We start from the raw sequence: 20426 nt of genomic DNA, 5'->3' as shown, positions 1-20426 counted from the left end.
AGGAGTTCCTCGAGGCCACCAATGACGACCCGACGCCCTACGTCTGGACTGCCACCGCAGAGTCCATTCTCGCCAAGATCGCGCGCGCCCGCGACACCCTCCAACAAGTAGTCAGCTAATCAAGAGACGGACCACTAGTAGCGGTAGTGGTCCGACTTGTAGGGGCCGTTGACGTCGACGCCGATGTACTCCGCCTGGTCCTTGCGGAGCTCGGTGAGGCGGATCTGCAGCGAGTCGAGGTGCAGGCGCGCGACCTTCTCGTCGAGGTGCTTCGGCAGCACGTAGACGCCCAGCGGGTACTCGTCGAGCTTGGTGAAGAGCTCGATCTGCGCGAGCACCTGGTTGGTGAACGACGCGCTCATGACGAACGACGGGTGGCCGGTCGCGTTGCCGAGGTTCAGCAGGCGGCCCTCGCTCAGCATGATGATCGAGTGGCCGTCGGCGAAGCGCCACTCGTCGACCTGCGGCTTGATGTTGATGCGCTCGATGCCGGGGACCTTCGCGAGACCCGCGATGTCGATCTCGTTGTCGAAGTGGCCGATGTTGCCGACGATCGCCTGGTGCTTCATCTTGGCCATGTCCTCGGCCATGATGATGTCCTTGTTGCCGGTCGTGGTGATGAACACGTCGGCGGTGGAGACCACGTCCTCGAGGCGGACGACCTGGTAGCCCTGCATCGCGGCCTGCAGCGCGCAGATCGGGTCGATCTCGGTGACGACGACGCGGGCGCCCTGGGCGCGCAGCGACTCGGCCGAGCCCTTGCCGACGTCGCCGAAGCCGCAGACGACGGCGGTCTTGCCGGCGAGCATGACGTCGGTCGCGCGGTTGATGCCGTCGACGAGGGAGTGGCGGCAGCCGTAGAGGTTGTCGAACTTCGACTTCGTCACGGAGTCGTTGACGTTGATGGCCGGGAAGAGCAGCGTGCCGGCCTTGAAGAACTCGTAGAGGCGCATGACGCCCGTGGTGGTCTCCTCGGTCACGCCCTTGATGCCGGCCGCGATCTTGGTGAAGCGCTGCGGGTCCTCGGCGAGCGAGCGACGCAGCGTGTCGAGGATGACGACGTACTCCTCGGAGTCCGTCGGGTCGGCGCTCGGGACGACACCGGCGGCCTCGAACTGCACGCCCTTGTGGACGAGCAGCGTCACGTCGCCGCCGTCGTCGAGGATCATGTTGGGGCCACCGCCGTCGGGCCAGGACACGACCTGCTCCGTACACCACCAGTACTCGGGGAGCGTCTCGCCCTTCCAAGCGAAGACGGGTACGCCGGCAGGCGCCTCGACGGTGCCGTGCGGGCCGACCGCGACCGCGGCGGCCGCGTGGTCCTGGGTCGAGAAGATGTTGCAGGAGACCCAGCGGACCTCGGCGCCGAGCTCGACGAGGGTCTCGATGAGGACGGCGGTCTGGATCGTCATGTGCAGCGAGCCGGTGATGCGGGCGCCCGCGAGCGGCTTGCTCGCGCCGAACTCCTTGCGCATCGCCATCAGGCCGGGCATCTCGTGCTCGGCGAGGCGGATCTCCTTGCGACCGAAGTCGGCGAGGGACAGGTCGGCGACCTTGAAGTCGGCCATGGGGTGGGTCTCCTGACTAGAGGTTGAGGAGGTGCTGGTGCTTGCTCTGCTCGAAGGCCAGCCAGTCGTCGTCACCGGGCAGGTCGTCGGGCTTGTGGGGCGTGCTGTCGAACCACCCGTCGAGGGCCGCGGCCACCTCCGGCTCGCGCCGCAGTCGCAGCGCGACACCGACGTCACCGAGCTCGAGCCCGTGGGTGGAAAGGAGCTCGCGCAGGGTCCGCAACCGCTGCAGCTGCGCCGGGCCGTAGAGCCGGTAGCCCGACGCCGACCGCTGCGGCTCCACGAGACCGAGCTGCTCGACATAGCGCAGCATCCGCGGTGACCACCCGGTGGTGGTCGCCGCCTCGTGGATCGTGAGGGTGGCCATCGAGGAGAAGGCTACCGCGACCGTGTCAGGGTTGTCACCTCGAACTGCCAAACCTTAACACGATCGCGTCAGGGTCTCCAGGACGAGAGGTAGCGCTGCTGCCCAGCGGTGAGGATGTCGAGCTCGACGCCGGCCGCGGTGAGCTTGGTACGGGCGACGGCGTCATCGATGGAGAGTGGGACCTCGTGGACACCGGCCTTCAGCTTCTGGGTCACCAGCCACTCGAGGGTCAGCGCCTGGACGGCGAACGACACATCCATGACCGAGGCGGGGTGGCCCTCGGCAGCGGCGAGGTTGGCCAGGCGCCCTTCGGCAAGCAGCAGGACCCGGCGGCCGTCGGGCAGCAGGTAGGCGTCGACCTGCGGTCGCACCCGCCGGTGCACCTCCACGGCCGCCGCGGCCAGCGCGGCGACGTCGACCTCGACGTCGAAGTGGCCGGCGTTGGCGAGCACGACCCCGTCGCGCAGCAGGCCGACGTGGTCGGCTCCGACGACGTCGCGGTTGCCGGTGGAGGTGATGACGACGTCGGCGAGCGGCAGCGCCTGCGCCATCGGCAGGACGCGGTGGCCGTCGAGGAGGGCGGCGAGCGCCCGCGAGGGGTCCACCTCGGTGACGACGACCTGCGCGCCGAGCCCCCGGGCGCGGGTGGCGATGCCGGAGCCGCACCAGCCGTAGCCGGCGACGACCACGGTCGACCCTGCGAGCAGCACGCCGGTCGAGCGGATGACGGCGTCCAGGGCGGACTGCCCGGTGCCGTGGCGGTTGGCGACGAGCAGCTGGGCCGGAGTGTCGTTGACCGCGACGACCGGGACCTTGAGCGCGCCGTCGGCCGCCATCTGCCGCAGCCGCAGGACACCGGTCGAGGTCTGCTCGCAGCCGGCCCGGACCTTGCGTATGAGCGACGGCCGCCCGTGCAGGACCGAGAGCAGGTCGCAGCCGTCGTCGAGGACGAGGGTCGGTCCGGCGGCGACGACCGCAGACAGGTGCGCGGCGTAGCCGGCGCGGTCCACCCCGTGGCGCGCGTGCACCCCGACGCCGTCGGCAACGAGCGCCGCCGCGACGTCGTCCTGGGTCGACAGCGGGTTGCTCGCTGCGAGGTGCAGCTCCGCTCCCCCAGCCACCAGGGTCCGGGCGAGCGCCGCGGTCTCCGTCGTGACGTGCATGCAGGCCGCGACGACCTGGCCCGCGAGCGGCTGCTCCGCGGCGAAGCGCTCGCGGATGAGACCGAGCACCGGCATGGCCGCTTCGGCGTACTCCGTCCTGCGACGACCTGCCTCGGCGAGCGCGAGGTCGGTGACGTCGTGAGCGGGCAGGGCTGCTGGCACCCGGCGATCGTGCCCTACGGTGCCTCTCGTGCTCGTGACCGACTCGACGGCCTACCTCGGGACCCTCGCTGCCGAGCTCGACGTCGTGGTCGTCCCGCTGCACGTGACGCTCGGCGACTGGTCCTTCGTCGAGGGCTCGGTCGAGCCGGCGCGCTTCTACGAACGGCTCGTCCCGGGCGGGCCGGTGCCGACGACGTCGCAGCCGTCGCCCGGTGACTTCCTCGAGGTCTTCAACGCGGCCGACGAGCCGGTGCTGTGCCTCATCTGCAGCGCGCGCCTGTCGGGCACCTTCGAGTCCGCGACGCTCGCGGCGCAGATGTCGTCGACCCGCGTCGACGTGGTCGACACGGCGACCATGAGCGGGGGTCTCGCGCTGGTCGTGGCGACGGTCGCACGGGCGGGTCTGCCGCACGACGAGTCGGTGGTGCTCGCGCGCTCGCTCGTGGGTCGGGTGCGCTCGACCTGGTCGTCGACCTCGCCGGACCTGCTGCGGGCCGGCGGCCGCTTCCGCGAGGACGTCCCCGGGGGCGTCCCGGTCATGACCCTGCATGGCTCGACGGTGTCGGTCGGCGGGTCGGCCGGGTCGGTGCGCGAGTCGGTGGCGATGCAGGCCGTCCACGGCGGTCCACCCGTCCTACGTCACCGTCGGCCACGGCGACGTCGCAGTCGCGGCCGACGCGCTCGCCGACGCCCTGGTCGGCAAGCCCGGGGTGCTCGGGGTCGACCGCTACATCATCGGACCGGTCGTCGGGGCCCACACCGGCCCCGGCACCTTCGGAGCCAACTACCTCACAGGAGCGGCATGACGAGCGACATCGACGTGGCGGCGATCTTCGCCGACAACGAGGGCTTCGTGCGGACCCTCGGCCCGACCGTGGTCTCGGCGACCGCGGAGCGCGCCGTCCTGCGCCTCGACGCCGGACCGGCACTGCACAACCACCTCGGCGGCCCGCACGCCGCGGCGCTGTTCGGCCTCGGCGAGCTGGCGGCGTTCGCCTTGCTGCTCAAGCGCTTCGGTGACCTCGCTCAGGCGGGCGGGGTGCCGTTCATCAAGAGCAGCAGCATCGAGTTCGGCGCGCTCGTCACCGGCCCGGTGCTCGCGACCGCGACGCTGGTCGACTCCGAGGAGTCGGTGCGCGAACGCTTCGCCGAGCGCGGGTCGGCGTCGTTCGACTGCGAGGTCGTCTTCACCCTCGAGGGCGACGGTCAGCAGACCACCGTCATGCGCCCGCGGATGACCCTCAAGCAGCTCTGAGCTGACGGCTGGCGAACGCGCACGGTCGACGACGTGCACGACATCGTCTACCGAGTCGGAGCGACTGCTACGCGGGCAGGCCCCGTTCGTCGTAGAGGTGGTCCGTGGGATCGCCGTGCCGAAGCTCCTCAGGTAGCGAGGCAGCGATCACCCGTCCGTGCGCCAGGATGCTTGCGACGCGCGCCTCGATGTCGTCCCGGCCAGGGACGTCGTAGGGAGTGGCCATTCCGGCAACGCTGATCCGACTCGAGGGCGCTGTCAAGGAGTGGGTGACGGGGTCGCACCCTCGGCCGGGTCGACCGTGATGACGCCACGCTTGGTGCCGGAGCCCTGGTAGTAGCCGCAACCCGAGTCGACCTCGATGAGGATGGCATCGTCGCCGGGCTCCTCGTAGACGTGGGTGAACGTCTCTCGCACCTCGACCGGCTTCGGAGGCACCGGCTCGCCCGGAGGGCACGAGAAGTCTGTGCCCTGAAAGCCCTTCTTGCCCCCGGCGAAGCTGATCAGGGCGAAACGCACGCCGCCCTTGTCACCGCGGGCGACGACCGTCACCGTGATCTCCTCGCCGACCCGCGGGCGTGCCGGCGAGACGGTGATGTCGATGGATACGACGTTGCGGGCCGGCGGGTACGTCGGCTCCGGCGGGGCGGTCGTCGGGGTGGCGTCCGGCATCGCTGTCGGTTCGGTCGCACGGGTTGATGAAGCCGTCGGTGTCGCTGTCACTGGGTTGAGCGCCGGCAAGATCGTGATGCGGATCGACTCGGACGCCGATCCCGGCGGTGAACCGCACAGCACCTTGGCCTCGACCGTGATCGTGTCGAAGCCTGACATGCCGTAGACGTGGTCGTAACTGCCGGTGTCCTGCCCTGGCGAGTCGGGGAAGTCAGTCGGGCGGGGTCCGCCGGGACAGCTGGCGATCGAGCCGAGGTAGCGGCCACCGATGGTCGGGAACAGCATCGGAGGAGCGAGGTCGCCGACGGCGGTCGCGAGCAGGCGGAACGGCTCGCCGACACGGACCGTGGTGCAGCTGACGGCGACCGCGACGGTCACGTCGTTGACCTCGTCGCCGTCGGACTCGGGCACCGGCAAGGTCGGCGCGACCAGCGCGCCGCCGCAGGCCGATGACACCGTCGGCGACGGCGACGGACCGGGGGTCGCAGCGACGAGGGTCGAGGGCTCCCGGCCGTCACCCGCGGCGTAGACGACGCCGATGCCGGAGACGGCGACGAGCGACAGCGCCGCCGCAGCGGACACGAGCGAGCGGCGGCGACGGCGGGCGCGCACGGTCGCGCGCACGAGGCCGGGCCAATCAGCGACCGGCGGGGCTCCGGCCGAGAGGGCGTCGAGGTCGTCGGGCAGCGAGCTCATCGTCGTGGCTCCTCGGAGAGGTCGGTGGCGCGCAGGGCGGCGAGCGCGCGCGACGTCGTGCTCTTCACGGTGCCGACCGGCCAGCCCAGGGCGGCGGCGGTGTCGGCTTCGGACAGGTCGTCGAAGAAGCGCAGGACGACCACGGCCCGCTGCTTGGAAGGCAGCGAGCGCAGGGCCCGCGCGACCGCGTCGCGGGAGTCGACGTCGCTCCACGGGTCGTCGACCGACTCGGGAAGGACGTCGGTCGGCACCTCGCCGCGCCACGTGCGCCGCCACCAAGCAGAGGCGGTGCGGGCCATCACCGAGCGGGCGTAGGCCTCCGGCGACTCCACCGAGGACCAGCGGCTCCACGTCGACGCGCACGCGTGCTGGACCAGGTCCTGGGCCAGCGCCCAGTCACCGACCAGCAGGTACGCCGTGCGGTGCAGGCGCGGCGCCGTCGCCGCCACCCACTCGTCGAATCCCTCCACGGACTAGCAGTGGGCCTGGACGGTCAACGAGGTTCCAGGAGGAAGTCGCGGAGGTCCGACGCAGCGGCCGGGTCCTGGAAGAGGTAGGCGTGCCCACCCTCGTAGACGCGGTGCTCTGCACCGGGGATGCGGCCCGCGAGGGCGGCGCCGTTGGCCGGCGGCGCGATCGCGTCGTACCTCCCCGATCCCACGAGCGTGGGCGCGGTGATGAGCGGCAGGCGGTCCCACGCGTCGTGCTCCTTGCGTGCGGCCATCTGCCGCTGGTAGCCCTCCCCCAGCGCCGCGGGGTCGCCGGCTGAGAGGAACGCGAGGAAGAACTCGCGCAGCTCGGCGTCCTCTGCGGTGCGGGTGTCGATGAGCTCGGTCATCCGCTCGGCGAAGGGACTCCCGATCTCGTGCAGGGGGTACGACGCACCGCCCGCACCGCCGGCGCTCGTGCAGGCGAGCGACAGGGCCGTCACGCGGTCGGGAGCCAGGGCCGCGACGTGTTGGGCAACCATGCCGCCGAAGGACAGTCCGTGCAGGGCGAAGCGGTCCCAGCCGAGGCGGTCGGCCAGTGCGAGGGCGTCGCGGGCGAAGACGTCCATCGTCGGCGGCTCGGACGACAGGTCGACGGATTCACCGACGCCACGGTGGTCGTAGCCGACAACAGTGAGGTCCTTGCGCAACGGCGACGTCGCCGGCCCGATCCCGAAGCGCAGCGCGGACCCGGAGCCGGACACCGACAGCAGCGGCGGGCCGTCGCCGGCGACCTCGTAGTAGAGGTCGGCGCCCGGGACTGCTGCCCTCACGCGTGGAGCGGCATCGTCAGGGGCACCGTCGCAGTCTGGCACCGGGCAGGGGAAGATGGTGGCCGGACGACGGAAGGACCCGCACGGTGGCTGGTGGACTGGTAGCGCTGCTCGACGACGTGGCCGTGCTCGCGCGGGCCGCCGCCGCGTCCGTCGACGACATCGCGCTCGCGGCCGGCCGGGCCAGCGTCAAGGCGGCCGGTGTGGTCGTCGACGACACCGCGGTCACCCCGCAGTACGTCCACGGCCTCGCCGCCGAGCGCGAGCTGCCCATCATCCGCAAGATCGCGATCGGGTCGCTGCGCAACAAGCTGCTGATCATCGGTCCGGCGATCCTGCTGCTCAGCGAGTTCCTGCCCGGCCTGCTCACGCCGCTGCTCATGGCCGGTGGCACCTACCTCTGCTACGAGGGCGCCGAGAAGGTCTGGCACCGGCTGCACGCGAGCGACGACCACGCGACCGGCGCCGCCGAGCCCGAGAAGCTGATCGACGAGGACACGGTCGTGCGCGGCGCGATCCGCACCGACTTCATCCTGTCGGCCGAGATCATGGTCATCTCGCTGAACGAGGTCGCCGACGAGGCCTTCGCGGCCCGCGCCGCGATCCTGCTGCTCGTCGCCTTCGCGATCACGGTCCTCGTCTACGGCGTCGTCGGCCTCATCGTGAAGATGGACGACGTCGGCCTGAGCCTCGCCGAGCGCCCCGGGCAGCGGGCCGCGAAGCTCGGCCGCGGCCTGGTGCAGGCGATGCCCAAGCTCCTCACCGGCCTCACCGTCGTCGGCACCGCCGCGATGCTCTGGGTCGGCGGCCACATCCTGCTCGTCGGCATGCACGACCTCGGGTTCGACCTGCTCTACGACGCCGTGCACGACGTCGAGGAGGCCGCGAGGGACGCAACCGGCGCGGTCGGCGGCGTCGTCGGCTGGCTGGTCAACACCGTCGCGAGCGCCGTCCTCGGCCTGCTCGTGGGGGCGCTCACCGTCGTGGTCCTGACCTTCACGCTGCACCGGCGCAAGGGCACGGGCACAGACGCAGCCGCCGAGCACTAGCGCCGGATGCGGTCCTTCAGGGCCGTGATGGCGTCGACCGGCGTCGGGTCGGTGCCCTGCAGCAGCGCGAGGTAGGCCGAGGCGTAGTCGGTCGTGCCGATCAGCCAGGCGATCCGCTCGAAGCTCGTCTCCCCCGCCGCGCGCAGGGCGGTGACGCCGACGTGGCGCTCCTCGGCGAGCTCGGTCGAGACGTCCGCGCGACGGGCCACCTGCGGGTGCTCCTCGGCGTCGCGCAGCAGCACCAGCCGGATGCGGGTCGTCGACGGGGTGGGGTCGTCGTCGTCGTAGGGGTCGTGGAAGAGGTCGGCGGAGCCACGCCCCGCGAAGGGGCCGTCGAAGCCGACGACCTGGTTGTGGTTGGCCTCGGGGAGGACGCCCCAGGTGGCGGGGACCTTGGCGTTCTCGTTGAGCTGGCAGGCGAAGCGGTACGCCGCGACGCCCGCGAGCGGGCTGGTCCCCCAGAGCACCGGGACCGTGTCGAGCAGCTCGGTGGCGAGGGTCTTGGCCGGGTTGACGACCGTGTCGGCGTCGATGCGGCAGCGCGTCGCGACGCCCTCGAGGCAGACCGCGGTCTCCTCGACGACCCCGGCAGGGGCCTGCACCAGACCGAGGTGGTCGGCGGCGATGACGAGCGGCGTGGACAGCGCCCACACCGACGCGCGCGGCTGGCGGCCCTGCGGGACGGGGACGAACAGCGCCCGACCGCGGGACGCGAGGTCCTCCGCGGGGCTCCCGGCACCGGCGACGACGAGCAGCCGGCAGCCGCGCCGGACCGCCTCCTCCAGCGCCGACAGCGTCTCCTCGGTCGACCCCGAGCACGACACCGCGATGACGAGGTCGGCCGCACCGACCCAGGTCGGCAGGCCGTAGCCGCGGTGGGTGAGCACGGGGACGGGAGCCTTGGCACCGAGCACGGCGGCGAGGACGTCGCCGGCGATGCCGGAGCCACCCATGCCGCAGACGACGATCGAGCGCGGCCGGTCCTCACCGGCGAGCGCGACCAGACCCGCCTCCGCCGACAGCGTCACGGCCTCGCGGACCTGCGCGGCGCTGGAGGCGATGGCCCGCAGCATCGCGCCGGGGTCGGCAGCCTCGAGCGCCGCGGCGTCGTCGAGGTCGGGCGTCACGAGGGCTTGCGGGCCTCGTCCACCAGCAGGACCGGGATGTCGTCGCGCACGGGGTAGGCCAGGCCGCACCCGGTGCAGACCAGCTCGCCCTCCCCGTTGTTGGCCGACTCGTCGGCGCGCAGCGGCGCCTTGCAGTCGGGGCAGGCGAGGATCTCGAGCAGCTTTGCGTCCAGCTTCATACCGTCAGCCTAGTCAGGCGCGGATGAGGGCGAGGACCTCGTCGCGGACCGTGGCCATCGTGGGCTCGTCGGGAGCCTCGACGTTGAGGCGCAGCAGCGGCTCGGTGTTGGAGGCGCGGACGTTGAACCACCAGCCGTCCAGGCTCGCCACGGTCAGGCCGTCGAGCTCGTCGAGCTCGAGGTCGGCGTAGCGGGCCGTGATCTCGGCGACCATCGCCTGCTGGTCGGTGACGGTCGAGTTGATCTCGCCGCTCGCGGCATAGCGGTCGTACGACGTCAGCAGCGCCGACAGCGGGCCGTCCTGGCCGCCGAGGGCGGCGAGGGCGTGCAGCGCGGCGAGCATGCCGGAGTCGGCGTTCCAGAACTCCCGGAAGTAGAAGTGGCCGCTGTGCTCGCCGCCGAAGACTGCGCCCGTGCGGGCCATCTCGGCCTTGATGAAGGAGTGACCGACGCGGGTGCGGACCGGGGTGCCGCCGTTCTCGGTCACGACCTCGGGGACCGAGCGGGAGGTGATGAGGTTGTGGATCACCGTCGAGCCGGGGACGCGGGCCAGCTCACGCTCGGCGATCAGCGCAGTCAGCGTCGAGGGGCTGACGATCGCGCCGCGCTCGTCCACGACGAAGCAGCGGTCGGCGTCGCCGTCGAAGGCGAGCCCGAGGTCGGCGCCCTCGGCCAGCACGGCCTTCTGCAGGTCGCGCAGGTTCTCCGGGTCGATCGGGTTGGCCTCGTGGTTGGGGAAGCTGCCGTCGAGCTCGAAGTAGAGCTCGGTGACGTCCAGCGGCAGCCCCGCGAAGGTGACGGGCACGGTCAGGCCGCCCATGCCGTTGCCCGCATCGACGACGACCTTCAGCGGGCGGATCGCGTCGATCCCGGGCACGAGGCCCTTGACGTAGGCGGCGTAGTCCTCGAGCAGGCTGCGCTGCTCGACGGTGCCGGGGGTGGCGACCGGCGCAGGGAGGCCCTCAGCGAGGAAGCGCTCGGCGTCCTCGCGCAGCTGGCGCAGGCCGGTGTCCTGCCCGACGGGGGCGGCGCCGGCGAGGCAGAGCTTGATGCCGTTGTACTTCGCCGGGTTGTGGCTGGCGGTGAACATCGCGCCCGGCACGTCGAGGGTGCCGGCGGCGTAGTAGAGCAGGTCGGTCGAGCCGAGCCCGGCGTCGATGACGCTGGCGCCCTGCGAGGTCGCGCCCTCCGCGAAGGCCGCACCGAGGGAGACCCCGGTCTCGCGCATGTCGCGGGCGGTGACGATCGTGCTCGCCCCGGTGAACAGCGCGAACGCCGCTCCGAGGGCCCGGGCGATGTCGTCGTCGAGCTGGTCGGGCACCGTGCCGCGGACGTCGTACGCCTTGATGATCGTGGACAGGTCGCGTGAGGTCACGCCGCGACCCTACCCAGGGTCAGGCAGCCTTGACCTTCGTGGCCTTGCGCAGGACGGTGCTGACGTCGAGGGCCTGGCCGGACTGGGTCCAGGTCTTGTTCTCGCAGGCGTGGCACGACACGAAGTCGACGAGCGAGCCGTCGGTGAGCGTCATCGTGATCTCGGTGACGCGGGTGCTCGCGCAGGTCGTGCAGGTGGCGAGCGAGGACTTCGGGGCGGTGACCAGCGACATGGGGATCGGCTCCAGGGAAGGGGATGAAGGCCCGCTCGGGTGCTACCTCGCGGCCTGACACTCACCTGTTCGGCCTAGCGGCCAGATCCCTTGAGGACACGGCGTGTCCGGGGCAAAACGGACATTCAGCCCGGGGTCGGGAGCGCCCGCAGGTGGCCACGGCGACCGGTGCCGACGTCCTGCGGCTGGTCGGGTCGGCCGCGGGCGGGCCGGGCGGCCTCTCGGACGGCGTCGGCGAGCGCCTCGAGGTCGTCGACGGAGCGGGCGAGCGGCACCGAGAGGTCCGGCTCATGGCGCACGACCTCCCAGCCGCGCGGAGCGGTGGTGCGCTGGGCGTGGGCCTCGCACAGGTCGTAGCAGTGCGGCTCGGCGTGGGTGGCGAGCGGGCCGACGACGGCCGCGCGGTCGGCATAGACGTAGGTGAGCGTCGCGACGGCAGGGGCGGTGCACGCGGTGCGCGAGCAGCGCCGGACAGGGCTCACGAGGAGCGACGATAGGCGCACCGGGGGCGCGGGACCAGCAGGCGGGGCGTGTCGAGCCCTACCCTTGCCGCCGTGAGCGGTCCGAGGCGGCGCGACAGGCACGGCCGAGGGCTGCGCGGGGTCCTGGTGCCGGCCAGCGCGGTCGTTGCCGGCCGCGAGGTGCGGGTGCCGCTGTCGATGACCCGCGGGGAGCGCTTCGACGACCTCGTCCTCGACGCCGTCGAGCACCTCGAGGAGCGCTGGGCCGCGGAGCTCGAGGGCGTGGAGTTCGCCGTCGAGGACGTGCCGCCGGTGCCGCCCGGTGGCGTCGACCCGGCGCTGGAGCCCGACGTCGTCGCCGACGAGACCGCGGGCGGGGCGGTGCCGCTCGGTCGGCTGCTGCCCGCAGGCGTCGACGAGCGCGGCGAGCGCACCGCGCCGCGGGTCGTCGTCTACCGCCGCCCGCTGGAGGCGCGGGCCGTCGACCGGCTCGACCTCGCCGACCTCGTCCACGACGTCGTCGTCGACCAGGTGGCCCGACTGCTCGGCCGCGACCCCGACGAGGTCGACCCGCCAGGTCACTAGTCGGTGCGGGTCGCTGCTCCCGGGTCACGGGCGACGACCGGCCGGGTGACCTCCTGCGCGGCGCCCTGCAGCTGCAGGATCGTCGTGAGCGGCCCGCGCTCGCCGCGCTCGCGCAGGTAGCGGGTGGCGTAGACCGGACCGGAGCCGGCGACCGGCCGCACCTCCACGGCCAGGCGCACCTCGGCACCGGGCGGGAAGAACGTGGACAGCCTCAGCGCGACCGTGCGGCCGCCCGGCACTGTGACGACCTTCGGGGCGGGCAGCTCGCCGGCCTGCCCGATGATCGGCACCAGCGAGACCTCCACCGAGGCGTCGCCGTCGAGCGCCGCCAGCAGCAGCGAGCTCTCCGTCGGCCGGTCGATGACGAGGTCGGTGAGGACCGCGAGACCGGTGAGCGGTCGGGCGGAGCCGGCGTAGGCGAACTCGCGGATCGGCTGGGTCGGGTCCTGCGCGTCGAGCACGAAGCCGGCCGCCAGGACCGGCGCGCCGTCGCTGGTGACCCGCAGCGCCGCTGAGGTCTCGGCCATCAGCTCGGTGACCTCGGTCGAGACCGTGCGGCCGGCGGGCACCTCGATCGCCTCGAGCCCGGTCGGCACGAACTGCCCGTCGCCGCTGGTCAGCTGCACCGACACGACGGCGTCGTCGGTGGTGGGGTTGGTGACGTAGAGGAAGCGCCGGCCGAAGCCGGCCGAGTCGCGCGAGGGCAGCCCGGGTACGACGACCTCGGTCGACGGTGGCTGCGACTGCGGCACCCACTCGACGCCGCGCGGGGTCTGGCCGTCCCAGCGGACGTGGCGCATGGCTGCGGCGACGCGGCCGCGCTGGGCCTGGACGTGGACGGCGAGCAGGTCCTTGCCGGGGGCGAGGTCGTCGAGCTTGATGGGCGCGCGCTTGCGGCCCGGCACGAGGATGCCGCGGCCCTGCCGGGCGTCGACCGGGCCCTCGGCGGTGTAGACGGTGACGTCGACGAAGGCATTGGTGGCGTCGGGGTTGGCCAGCTGCAGCAGGGTCGACTCGGCGACCGCGGCGCTGCCACCGACGAACCACGCCTCGGTGCGCGGCGCCTCGCAGCGCAGCCCCGCGAAGCCGCGCTCGGCGCCGCTCTCGCCGCGGGTGACCTGCTCGACCTCGAGCCCCGCGGCGACGGGGCCGCGGGCGTCGACGACGTAGGCGTCGCCGTCGAGCTCACTGGCGAGCCCGATCGCGACCTGGCCGGGCTCGCGCACGGGCAGGGCCCCGGGGGCGCTGCGGTCGTTGAGGGGCTGGCCGAGCACCTGACCGGCCAGGTCCTCGACGTCGTCGGGCGCGGGGGCCGCACCGACGCTGACGCGGGTCTCGACCTGCTGGCCCCGGTTGCGGATGTCGGGGCAGACCGCGGTCGCGCCGACAACCGGCGTGACCGACGCCTGTGACGTCGTGGGCCGTGCACCCCCGTCGAGGACGGTGCCCCCGAGGGCTGTCCCGCCCGCGAGCAGGGCCAGGACGACGACCAGTCCGAGCGGCGGGCGGGTCATGCGACGTCTCCCTCGGTGCGGCGGGTGGTCGGAACGGGCCGGTCGGTCTCGTCGGGCTCGTCGGTCTCGTCGGTCTCGTCGGTCTCGTCGTCGATCTCGAGGCCCCGACGGCGCCGGGCACCGGGGGCGGCGAGGACAGCGACCACGACGACCACGGCGATCTGCAGCGTGAGCACGGCGCGGCGGCCGCCCTGCTCGCGGACCAGCCGCAGCTCGCCGCCGGCGGCCGGCACCTCGAAGCCCTGCGCCCAGCCCCAGGCGGTGACGCGGTCGAGCTCGCGACCGTCGATCGTCACGGTCCAGTCGTCGTCGGCGGCCTCGGACAGCACGAGCAGCCGTCCCTCCGGCCCGCTGCCGAGCACGTCACGCGCGCCCTCGCGGTCGGCCTCGACCTGGCGCGGGAGGTCGGTGCGCAGCAGGTCGCGGCTCGGGCCGCGGTCACCCCGACGGGCGGCCTGAGCAGCCGCGGGCTGCAGCAGCTGCAGGCGCGCCGCGGGGGCGAGCACCTGCCACAGCAGGACCTCACCGGTGGTGCGGCGGGTGAGGCCGGCCTGGGCGTCGAGCACCAGCGCGGTGGCGTCGCGTCCGGGGCCGGGCAGCAGCGCGACATAGCGGACCGCGCGGGTCGCGAGCGCCTCGGCGGCGTCGCTGCCGCTCGGCGACAGCAGGTCGGCGACGACCCCGTCGAGGGCGTCGAGCTGCCCGTCGCGGGGCGGGGTGTCGGCGTCGCCGAGGTCGAGCCGGACACCGGCGACCAGCTCGTAGTCGGTGCGGTCGGCCGCGGGGCGCAGCACCAGGGTGCGCAGGCCGGGCTCGTCGCGGACCTCGGCCTGGGCGAAGGCCGGAAGAACCGGCCGCAGGCCGCGCGCCAGCGGGTCGTCGGCGCCACGGACGAGCCAGGCGCCGCCGGCCAGCAGCGGGGTCGCTGCGGCCGTGACGGCGACGACGGCAGCGGTCAGCTGGCGCCAGCCGAAGCTGCGCCGGGCGAGCTGGGTCCGCAGCCCGTCGGCCGCAACGAGCGCGGCGACGAGCAGCCCGCCGGCGGCGACCTGCAGCGACGTGCCGGGCCAGACAGGGGTGCCGTCGGGTTCGGCGGAGGCGAGCAGCAGCGCGGACACCAGACCGACACCGGCGACCGCCCACGCCGTCAGGGCGAGGCCGTGGCGGTCGCGCCGGACCAGGCCCCCGAGGGCCGCGAGGACGAGCCCCGCCGTGACCCAGGTGGCGGGCGTGCCGGGTCCGTCGGGGTCGAGGAGGACCAGTTGCAGCGGCTCCGGCACCGGCCCGGCGAGCAGGCGACCCGGGCCGTGGAGCAGCCGGGCGGGGTCGCGCAGGACCTCGAAGGACCAGGGCAGGAGCACGACCAGGGGTACGCCGGAGGCGATCAGCGCCGCGAGGCCCCGGCGGCGCGCACCGGCCCCCTCGTCGGCCGGGCTCGTCACGAGGCCTATGAGCCCGGCACCGATCAGGACGACGGCCGCGAGGACGGCGAGGACGGGGGCGAAAGCCGCGCAGGCCGCGACCGCGAGGCCGAGGCCCCAGGCGCGCCGCCAGCCACCCGGGGCGGGGTCGTCGCGGACGACCCGAACGGCCGCGAGGGCCACGAGCGGCAGCCCGACCTGCAGGGCCGCGGCGTCGAGCCGGCCCGCGGCGACAGCGCCGGTCGCGACCGGCAGCAGCGCCCAGGTGGCGGCCGCCCACAGCCGCAGGACCTGGTGGCGCACCACGCGACGAGCGGCCAGGAAGGCCGTCAGCCCGGCCAACGGGACGCTCGCGAGCAGCAGCAGGTCGACGGCCAGCCAGGCCTTGCCGAGCAGCACGGTCGCGAGCAGCGCCAGCAGCGCCAGGGCCGGTGGCGCGGCGGCCTCGCTGCCGACCGCGGTGGGGTGCCAGCTCGCGGCGTAGGCCGACCACAGGTCGCTCGCGCCGGCGGGAGCCGGGAGCAGCCGGCCGCCGGCGAGAGCGCCTCCGCTGAGCGCGAGCACGCTGCGCTCGGCGAGCAGGGCCAGCCCGGCCAGGGCCAGGACGAGCAGCACGGGTGGCCGGGTCAGCAGCGACCGCAGCGCGCCACCGCCCGACGGCGCGAGCTCCGCGACGTCGTCGGAGTCGCCCATGGCGTCGAGGACGCTCGCCCCCGGGGCCGACCCGCCGGACAACCAGTCGCCGAGCTCGGCCGCGGCCGCCCGCAGCCGCCCGGTCCGCGACGCGAAGAGGTGGCGCAGCGCGCGCAACGGGACGGTGCGGGTGGCTGCGCGGGCGCGGCGCGCGGCGAGCAGGCGGCCGGGTCGGCCGAGCACGTGGCCGAGCGCCGCGAGCTCGTCGCGCGCTGCGAGAACCTGACGCGTGAGCAGGAAGCCGACGACCCGCAGCAGGCACCACAGCACGAGCCGGGGCAGGACGTAGAGCATCCGCGGGGCGGTGGAGTGGGCGAGCAGGACGTAGAGAGCGTTGCGGCGGTCGACGCCGCCGGGCCGCCCGCGCTCGGCGTCGAGCGCCCGCCGGCCGGTGGTGGCGGCCCGCACGTGGCGGACCCTCGCCTGCGGGACGACCACGACGCGACTGCCGGCGGCGTTGACCTTCCAGCCGAGGTCGAGATCGTCGCGGAAGACCGCGAGGGCCGGGTCGAGCCCGCCGACGTGGTCGTAGACCGCACGACGCACGAGGGCGCCCGCGGTGCCGACGGCGAGCACGTCTCGGACGTCGTCGTACTGCCCCTGGTCGTACTCCCGGCGTTCCAACCCCGTCTCGCGGTGGCCGCCCGGGTCGCAGGTGATGCCGACCTCCACGAGGACCCGTGGGTCGTGCCAGTCGCGGACCTTGGGGCCGAGCAGCGCGGCCGACGGCGAGTCGGCGGCGTGGGCCAGCAGTCGCTCGAGGGCCTCGGGCTCGACGGCGACGTCGTCGTGGAGCAGCCACAGCCACTCGGTCGTCGGCGCGTCCTGCAGCGCGGCGGCGACGGCCTCGCCGAAGCCGACGTCCGGTCCGAGCGCGAGCACCTCGGTGACGACGTCGCCCTCGGCGGCGCGCAGCAGCGCGAGGGAGGAGTCGGTGCTGCCGGTGTCGACGGCGACCACCCGCACCGGCCGCAGCGTCGAGGCGGCGAGCGCGGCCAGGGTGTCGGGCAGCCAGGCGTCGCCGTCGTGAGCGACGAGGACGGCCGTGACATTGGCCGTCGGCTGGGACCACGCGGGGCGGGCCTTGCTACGGGGAGGCATGAGGAGGTGACCGTGGTCGGCGGGACGCGCGGGACGCCGGCCGGGCGGTCCGCGCGTCGTCGGGCGGGCGAGCCGGGAGGTGCCGGCAGCTCCTGAGACTACGGGAGGCGGCAGCGCCGCCGGTCAGATGGCCATCCGCTTGAGGCGACGACGCTCACGCTCCGACAGCCCGCCCCAGATCCCGAACCGCTCGTCGTGGGCCAGCGCGTACTCCAGGCACTCCGACTTGACCTCGCAGCCGACGCAGATGCGCTTGGCCTCGCGGGTCGAGCCGCCCTTCTCCGGGAAGAAGGCCTCAGGGTCGGTCTGCGCGCACAGCGACTGCTCTTGCCAGGCGAGCTCCACCCCCTCGTCCTCGTTGCGGGCCAGGGACAGGAAGACCGGCGGGCTCGTGGCCGTCCGGTCGCCGCTCTCGGTCCAGGTCGTGCTCAGCGTCTCGCTCATGGCGTCGCTCATCTCGCTTCCATCCCGGCAGGTGCGGCCGTGACGTCGGGCGGGACGGACCGGGAGGCCCGTCGACCGCGGGGAGTGCCACTGGCGGACGCGGAGCAGGTGGCTGCATAGGGGCAGTCCCGCGAGACCAGGGGGAACGACACGCGTGGAATTACACGCGTGTCCTGCGCTTGAGTCAAGCCCGCGTCTGGTATCCGAGCGTGACGAACCGGACATTGGGGGACACCACGCTCAGTCGGGGCACGTTCTCGTCACCGGCACGGCACGTGCCGCGCGTCCCGGCTACTTGCGGCGGCGGAAGAAGCGGCGCTCGGGCTCGTCGGGCTCCGCCGGTGGCGTCGGGGTGACGGGTCGGGCCGTGGCCGGTGTCGTGGCCGGTGTCGCGGCCGGTGTCGCGGCCGGTGTCGTGGGTGCGGGAGCAGGGGAACCGGTGGTTCCGGTGGCTGCGTCGAGCGCCGCGCCGGGGCCGGGGACCTCCGGCATGGCGTCGAGACTGGCTCGCTTCGGTGTGGCGCCTCCCATCGGCCGCGCGGCCGGTCGGGCACTCGGGGCGGTGCTGCTCGTGATCGGGGGACGGGGCGCCGGGCGGGTCTGCTGCGCGGCGGGGGCGGCTGCGTGGGGAGTCGCGTCGGGGGCGGGGCCATCGGGGGTGGTGACCGTTGCCGCATCGGCGTTCGGGGTCGGGGTCGGGGTCGGGCTCGGGGTCGGGGACCCCGTGACAGGGGCGCTCGTCTCGGGCGCCGTGGCGGCCGTGTCCGCTGTCAGGTCGGCGGCCGTCTTCTTCACGGGCGTCTTCGTGACGGGCGCCTTCTGCACAGGCGTCTTCTTCGCCGGTGTCTTCTCCGTCGGCGTCTTCTTCGCCGGCGCAGTGTCCGCAGTCGCCTTCTTGACCGGCGCCTTCTCGACTGGCGTCTCTGTGACTGGCGCCTTCTTGACCGACGCCTTCTTCACCGACGCCTTCTTCACGGGCGCCTTCTTCACGGGCGCCGCTGCCACCGCCGTCGTCGTCGCTGCGGGTGCCAGCTCCAACGACGGGACCTCGACGGGGGCGCGGTCACCGACGGGGTCGGGTGCGAGCGCCTCGACGTCGGCCGGCACGACGGTGGTCGGCAGCGCGGGGCGCCCTACGGCGCTGCGGAAGCGGGCCGCATCGCGGACGTCTCGGCGGCGCTCGGCGGCGCTCGCCATCCCGCCGGCGAGCACCGCGCGGTCGCGCGCGGACAGGCCAGCGGCGAAGTCGTCGAGCAACTGGTGCAGGACGCGGTCGCGCTCGGCCTCCAGGGCCGCGTCGCGCTCGCGCAGGTAGCCGACGAGGACGTCGCCCGCGGAGGCGAGCTTGTCGGTGCCGCGGTCGAGGCCGCTCCGCGCGTCGGAGACGGTGACGACCGCGGCTGTGAGCGCGGCGCGGATCTCGTGGAGCTGCGCCTGCAGCTCGGCGCGCAGGTCCGCGGTGACCGCCTCGGCAGCGGCGCGGGCATCGGCGACGACGTGGGACGTCGCGCCGGGCAGTTCGGCGTGCAGCGCTGCGACGTCACGGCGGACCTCGTCGGTGGCAATCGCGAGCGCGGCCACCCGCTCTCCCGCCTCGCGGGTCGAGGTCGTCGCGCCGACGACGGTGGTGCCGAGGTCGGCGAGCCGCGCCGCGACGGTGGCGGCGCTCTCGTCGACCTTGTCGACGAGCTCGGTGCGCAGCGCCGCGGCACCGGAGCCCACCTGCTCGCGGGTCTCGGCCAGTCCGGCGGTCACGACAGCACCGACGTCCTCGCCGGCGGTGACCACGCGCTCGCGCAGGGCCTCGACGCCGCCGGTGAGGTCGGTGCGCAGCGTGGCGAGGCCCGCGGAGGTCGTCGAGGACGCGGCGACGAGCTCCTCGACGCGCGGGCGGATCGAGCCGACCTCGGTCGCGACGTCGGCGCGGATGTCGGACAGCGCGGTCGCGACCTGACCGCGGATCGCCTCGATGCGCGACTCGACGGTGCCCTGCAGCGCGCTGAGCTGGCCCTCCGCGGTGGTGGCCCGCCCGGTGAGGTCGGCCTGCAGCGTCACCACGGTCGACAGCAGCCGCTCGGCGATGTCGTCGAGCTCGGTCTGCGCCTCCTCGCGGCCCTCGGCGAGCGCCTCGGTGACGGCGGTGACGAGACCCTTGAGGTCGCGGTCCATCGTCGTGGCGAAGCCGTCCATGGCGGACCGGACGGTCTCCGCAAGCTCGGTGACGGCCGCCCGGGTGGCGACGGTCTCCGCGGCGCCGCGCCCGAGCGCCTCCACGACCTCACGGCGCAGCTGGTCGGTGCGGGTGCGCAGGGTGTCGGTGAGCGAGGTCGCGAGCTCGGCGACGCGGGCGTCGTTGACCTCGGCGAGCCGGGCCACGACCGTCTCGGCCTGCTCCCCCGCGGCCTGCTCGATCCGGCGCTCGATGGAGGTGACGGCGAGCCCGAGCGCCCGCAGCTTGTCGGTGGTGGTGCTGGCGCCGTCGCGGGCGAGCGACTCGAGGCGCTCCGACTGCCCGTCGAGGGCGTCCTCGAGCACGGCGAGCCGGGCCTCGAGGGCACCGCGCGCGTCGACGAGAGCCTCGGTGCCGGCGGTCGCGGCGTCGCGGGCCGCGGCGTCGCGGGCGGACAGCGTCCGGCGTACCTCGTCGAGGACCGCGTCCACCCGGTCCTGCAGGACCGAGCGCAGGTCGGTGGCGACCTGGTCGAGACGCGAGCCCGTCGGGACGGTCGCGAGCCCCTCGCGCACCTCGGTGGCCAGCGAGGGCAGCGCGCCCCGGACCTCGTCGACGGTGCCCGACACGGCCTCGAGCCGGGTGGCGAGCTCGGCGACGCGGCGCACGACGGTGCCGGCCTCGGTGCGGGTCGCCGACGCGGTGCCCGACAGGGTGCCGCCGACCTGCTCGAGCTCCTCACGGACGGCGCCGACGTCGGAGCGCAGCGACCCGAGCTCGGCGCGGACCGCGCCCAGCTCGGTGCGCAGGGCCGCGACGGCCGTGGCCAGACCGGCATCGCTGCCCGGGTCGGCGTCGCTCTCCTCGACGGCGAGCGCCGCGAGCTGCTCGATGCGACGTGACAGCGGATCCACGAGACGACCTCTCCAGG

General features: G+C 74.0%; 20 protein-coding genes. 4 read left to right on the top strand and 16 right to left on the bottom strand.

Annotation, left to right across the window (positions count from 1 at the left end; all coding sequences use genetic code 11):
* Positions 1-119 (top strand): IS630 family transposase (locus tag Q8R60_01520; GenBank protein MDP3711148.1); only part of this gene is annotated, 119 nt, incomplete at its 5' end.
* 15 nt (positions 120-134) lie between these two features.
* Here Q8R60_01520 and ahcY read toward each other — a convergent pair.
* The 3 genes from ahcY to Q8R60_01505 form a co-directional block, all read right to left on the bottom strand.
* Complete coding sequence (gene ahcY, locus Q8R60_01515) at positions 135-1568, bottom strand: adenosylhomocysteinase (GenBank protein MDP3711147.1); 1434 nt, start codon at positions 1566-1568, stop codon at positions 135-137.
* A gap of 16 nt (positions 1569-1584) precedes the next feature.
* Positions 1585-1935 (bottom strand): MerR family transcriptional regulator, encoded by a 351-nt coding sequence (locus tag Q8R60_01510; protein ID MDP3711146.1) that lies wholly within the window; start codon positions 1933-1935, stop codon positions 1585-1587.
* Positions 1936-2003: 68 nt separating this feature from the next.
* Positions 2004-3260, bottom strand: a complete 1257-nt coding sequence (locus Q8R60_01505) for an adenosylhomocysteinase (GenBank protein ID MDP3711145.1) — start codon at positions 3258-3260, stop codon at positions 2004-2006.
* A 28-nt stretch (positions 3261-3288) separates the two neighbouring features.
* Between Q8R60_01505 and Q8R60_01500 the strand changes: the two genes are divergently transcribed.
* On the top strand, positions 3289-4515 hold the full coding sequence (locus Q8R60_01500; protein ID MDP3711144.1) for a DegV family protein: 1227 nt from the start codon (positions 3289-3291) through the stop codon (positions 4513-4515).
* Between the two features lie 67 nt (positions 4516-4582).
* On the opposite strand, the gene Q8R60_01495 is transcribed toward Q8R60_01500, so the two are convergent.
* From Q8R60_01495 to Q8R60_01480, 4 genes are read right to left on the bottom strand one after another with little or no spacing between them, the layout of a single operon-like run.
* On the bottom strand, positions 4583-4741 hold the full coding sequence (locus Q8R60_01495; protein MDP3711143.1) for a hypothetical protein: 159 nt from the start codon (positions 4739-4741) through the stop codon (positions 4583-4585).
* A gap of 32 nt (positions 4742-4773) precedes the next feature.
* Positions 4774-5883, bottom strand: coding sequence for a hypothetical protein (locus Q8R60_01490; protein ID MDP3711142.1), 1110 nt, complete (start codon positions 5881-5883; stop codon positions 4774-4776).
* Complete coding sequence (locus tag Q8R60_01485; protein MDP3711141.1) at positions 5880-6353, bottom strand: SigE family RNA polymerase sigma factor; 474 nt, start codon at positions 6351-6353, stop codon at positions 5880-5882. The genes Q8R60_01490 and Q8R60_01485 overlap by 4 nt, the downstream gene beginning before the upstream one ends.
* A gap of 23 nt (positions 6354-6376) precedes the next feature.
* A complete protein-coding gene (locus Q8R60_01480; protein ID MDP3711140.1) occupies positions 6377-7144 on the bottom strand; it encodes an alpha/beta fold hydrolase in 768 nt (255 codons plus the stop codon).
* Between the two features lie 86 nt (positions 7145-7230).
* On the opposite strand from Q8R60_01480, the gene Q8R60_01475 reads away from it, so the two are divergent.
* On the top strand, positions 7231-8193 hold the full coding sequence (locus Q8R60_01475) for a DUF808 domain-containing protein (GenBank protein ID MDP3711139.1): 963 nt from the start codon (positions 7231-7233) through the stop codon (positions 8191-8193).
* On the opposite strand, the gene Q8R60_01470 is transcribed toward Q8R60_01475, so the two are convergent.
* The 5 genes from Q8R60_01470 to Q8R60_01450 all read right to left on the bottom strand — a co-directional run bounded on the left by Q8R60_01470 (position 8190) and on the right by Q8R60_01450 (position 11588).
* Positions 8190-9320 carry a bifunctional phosphoglucose/phosphomannose isomerase gene (locus Q8R60_01470; protein MDP3711138.1) on the bottom strand — a complete coding sequence of 377 codons (1131 nt, stop codon included), beginning with the start codon at positions 9318-9320 and terminating at the stop codon, positions 8190-8192. The genes Q8R60_01475 and Q8R60_01470 overlap by 4 nt on opposite strands.
* On the bottom strand, positions 9317-9499 hold the full coding sequence (locus tag Q8R60_01465; GenBank protein ID MDP3711137.1) for a Trm112 family protein: 183 nt from the start codon (positions 9497-9499) through the stop codon (positions 9317-9319). Before Q8R60_01465 ends, Q8R60_01470 begins: the two co-directional genes overlap by 4 nt.
* A 13-nt stretch (positions 9500-9512) precedes the next feature.
* Entirely contained in the window at positions 9513-10874 is a 1362-nt protein-coding gene (locus tag Q8R60_01460) for a phosphomannomutase/phosphoglucomutase (protein ID MDP3711136.1), read from the bottom strand.
* 19 nt (positions 10875-10893) lie between these two features.
* A complete protein-coding gene (locus Q8R60_01455; protein MDP3711135.1) occupies positions 10894-11106 on the bottom strand; it encodes a hypothetical protein in 213 nt (70 codons plus the stop codon).
* A gap of 125 nt (positions 11107-11231) precedes the next feature.
* Positions 11232-11588: a DUF3499 domain-containing protein gene (locus Q8R60_01450; protein MDP3711134.1), complete on the bottom strand. Its 357-nt coding sequence runs from the start codon at positions 11586-11588 to the stop codon at positions 11232-11234.
* 72 nt (positions 11589-11660) lie between these two features.
* Between Q8R60_01450 and Q8R60_01445 the strand changes: the two genes are divergently transcribed.
* Positions 11661-12152, top strand: coding sequence for a metallopeptidase family protein (locus Q8R60_01445; protein ID MDP3711133.1), 492 nt, complete (start codon positions 11661-11663; stop codon positions 12150-12152).
* Here the strand turns inward: Q8R60_01445 and Q8R60_01440 are convergent.
* The 4 genes from Q8R60_01440 to Q8R60_01425 all read right to left on the bottom strand — a co-directional run bounded on the left by Q8R60_01440 (position 12149) and on the right by Q8R60_01425 (position 20409).
* Positions 12149-13666: a DUF5719 family protein gene (locus Q8R60_01440; GenBank protein ID MDP3711132.1), complete on the bottom strand. Its 1518-nt coding sequence runs from the start codon at positions 13664-13666 to the stop codon at positions 12149-12151. The two genes, Q8R60_01445 and Q8R60_01440, sit on opposite strands and share 4 nt — an antisense overlap.
* Positions 13663-16881 (bottom strand): glycosyltransferase family 2 protein, encoded by a 3219-nt coding sequence (locus Q8R60_01435; GenBank protein MDP3711131.1) that lies wholly within the window; start codon positions 16879-16881, stop codon positions 13663-13665. Before Q8R60_01435 ends, Q8R60_01440 begins: the two co-directional genes overlap by 4 nt.
* A 123-nt stretch (positions 16882-17004) precedes the next feature.
* Positions 17005-17325, bottom strand: a complete 321-nt coding sequence (locus Q8R60_01430) for a WhiB family transcriptional regulator (protein MDP3711130.1) — start codon at positions 17323-17325, stop codon at positions 17005-17007.
* A 291-nt stretch (positions 17326-17616) separates the two neighbouring features.
* Positions 17617-20409, bottom strand: coding sequence for a hypothetical protein (locus Q8R60_01425; GenBank protein MDP3711129.1), 2793 nt, complete (start codon positions 20407-20409; stop codon positions 17617-17619).
* Positions 20410-20426: the final 17 nt, after the last annotated feature.

It is taken from the genome of Mycobacteriales bacterium, assembly GCA_030697205.1.
GTDB lineage: Bacteria > Actinomycetota > Actinomycetes > Mycobacteriales > SCTD01 > JAUYQP01.
Note: the sequence above shows the minus strand (reverse complement) of the source record. Positions and strands in the feature narration are given on the sequence as shown.

Bases quoted from the DNA above. Each gene is read 5' to 3' on its own strand.
- ahcY (MDP3711147.1), bottom strand. From the start codon at position 1,568: ATGGCCGACTTCAAGGTCGCCGACCTGTCCCTCGCCGACTTCGGTCGC.
- Q8R60_01510 (MDP3711146.1), bottom strand. From the start codon at position 1,935: ATGGCCACCCTCACGATCCACGAGGCGGCGACCACCACCGGGTGGTCA.
- Q8R60_01495 (MDP3711143.1), bottom strand. From the start codon at position 4,741: ATGGCCACTCCCTACGACGTCCCTGGCCGGGACGACATCGAGGCGCGC.
- Q8R60_01490 (MDP3711142.1), bottom strand. From the start codon at position 5,883: ATGAGCTCGCTGCCCGACGACCTCGACGCCCTCTCGGCCGGAGCCCCG.
- Q8R60_01465 (MDP3711137.1), bottom strand. From the start codon at position 9,499: ATGAAGCTGGACGCAAAGCTGCTCGAGATCCTCGCCTGCCCCGACTGC.
- Q8R60_01455 (MDP3711135.1), bottom strand. From the start codon at position 11,106: ATGTCGCTGGTCACCGCCCCGAAGTCCTCGCTCGCCACCTGCACGACC.
- Q8R60_01440 (MDP3711132.1), bottom strand. From the start codon at position 13,666: ATGACCCGCCCGCCGCTCGGACTGGTCGTCGTCCTGGCCCTGCTCGCG.
- Q8R60_01435 (MDP3711131.1), bottom strand. From the start codon at position 16,881: ATGCCTCCCCGTAGCAAGGCCCGCCCCGCGTGGTCCCAGCCGACGGCC.
- Q8R60_01430 (MDP3711130.1), bottom strand. From the start codon at position 17,325: ATGAGCGAGACGCTGAGCACGACCTGGACCGAGAGCGGCGACCGGACG.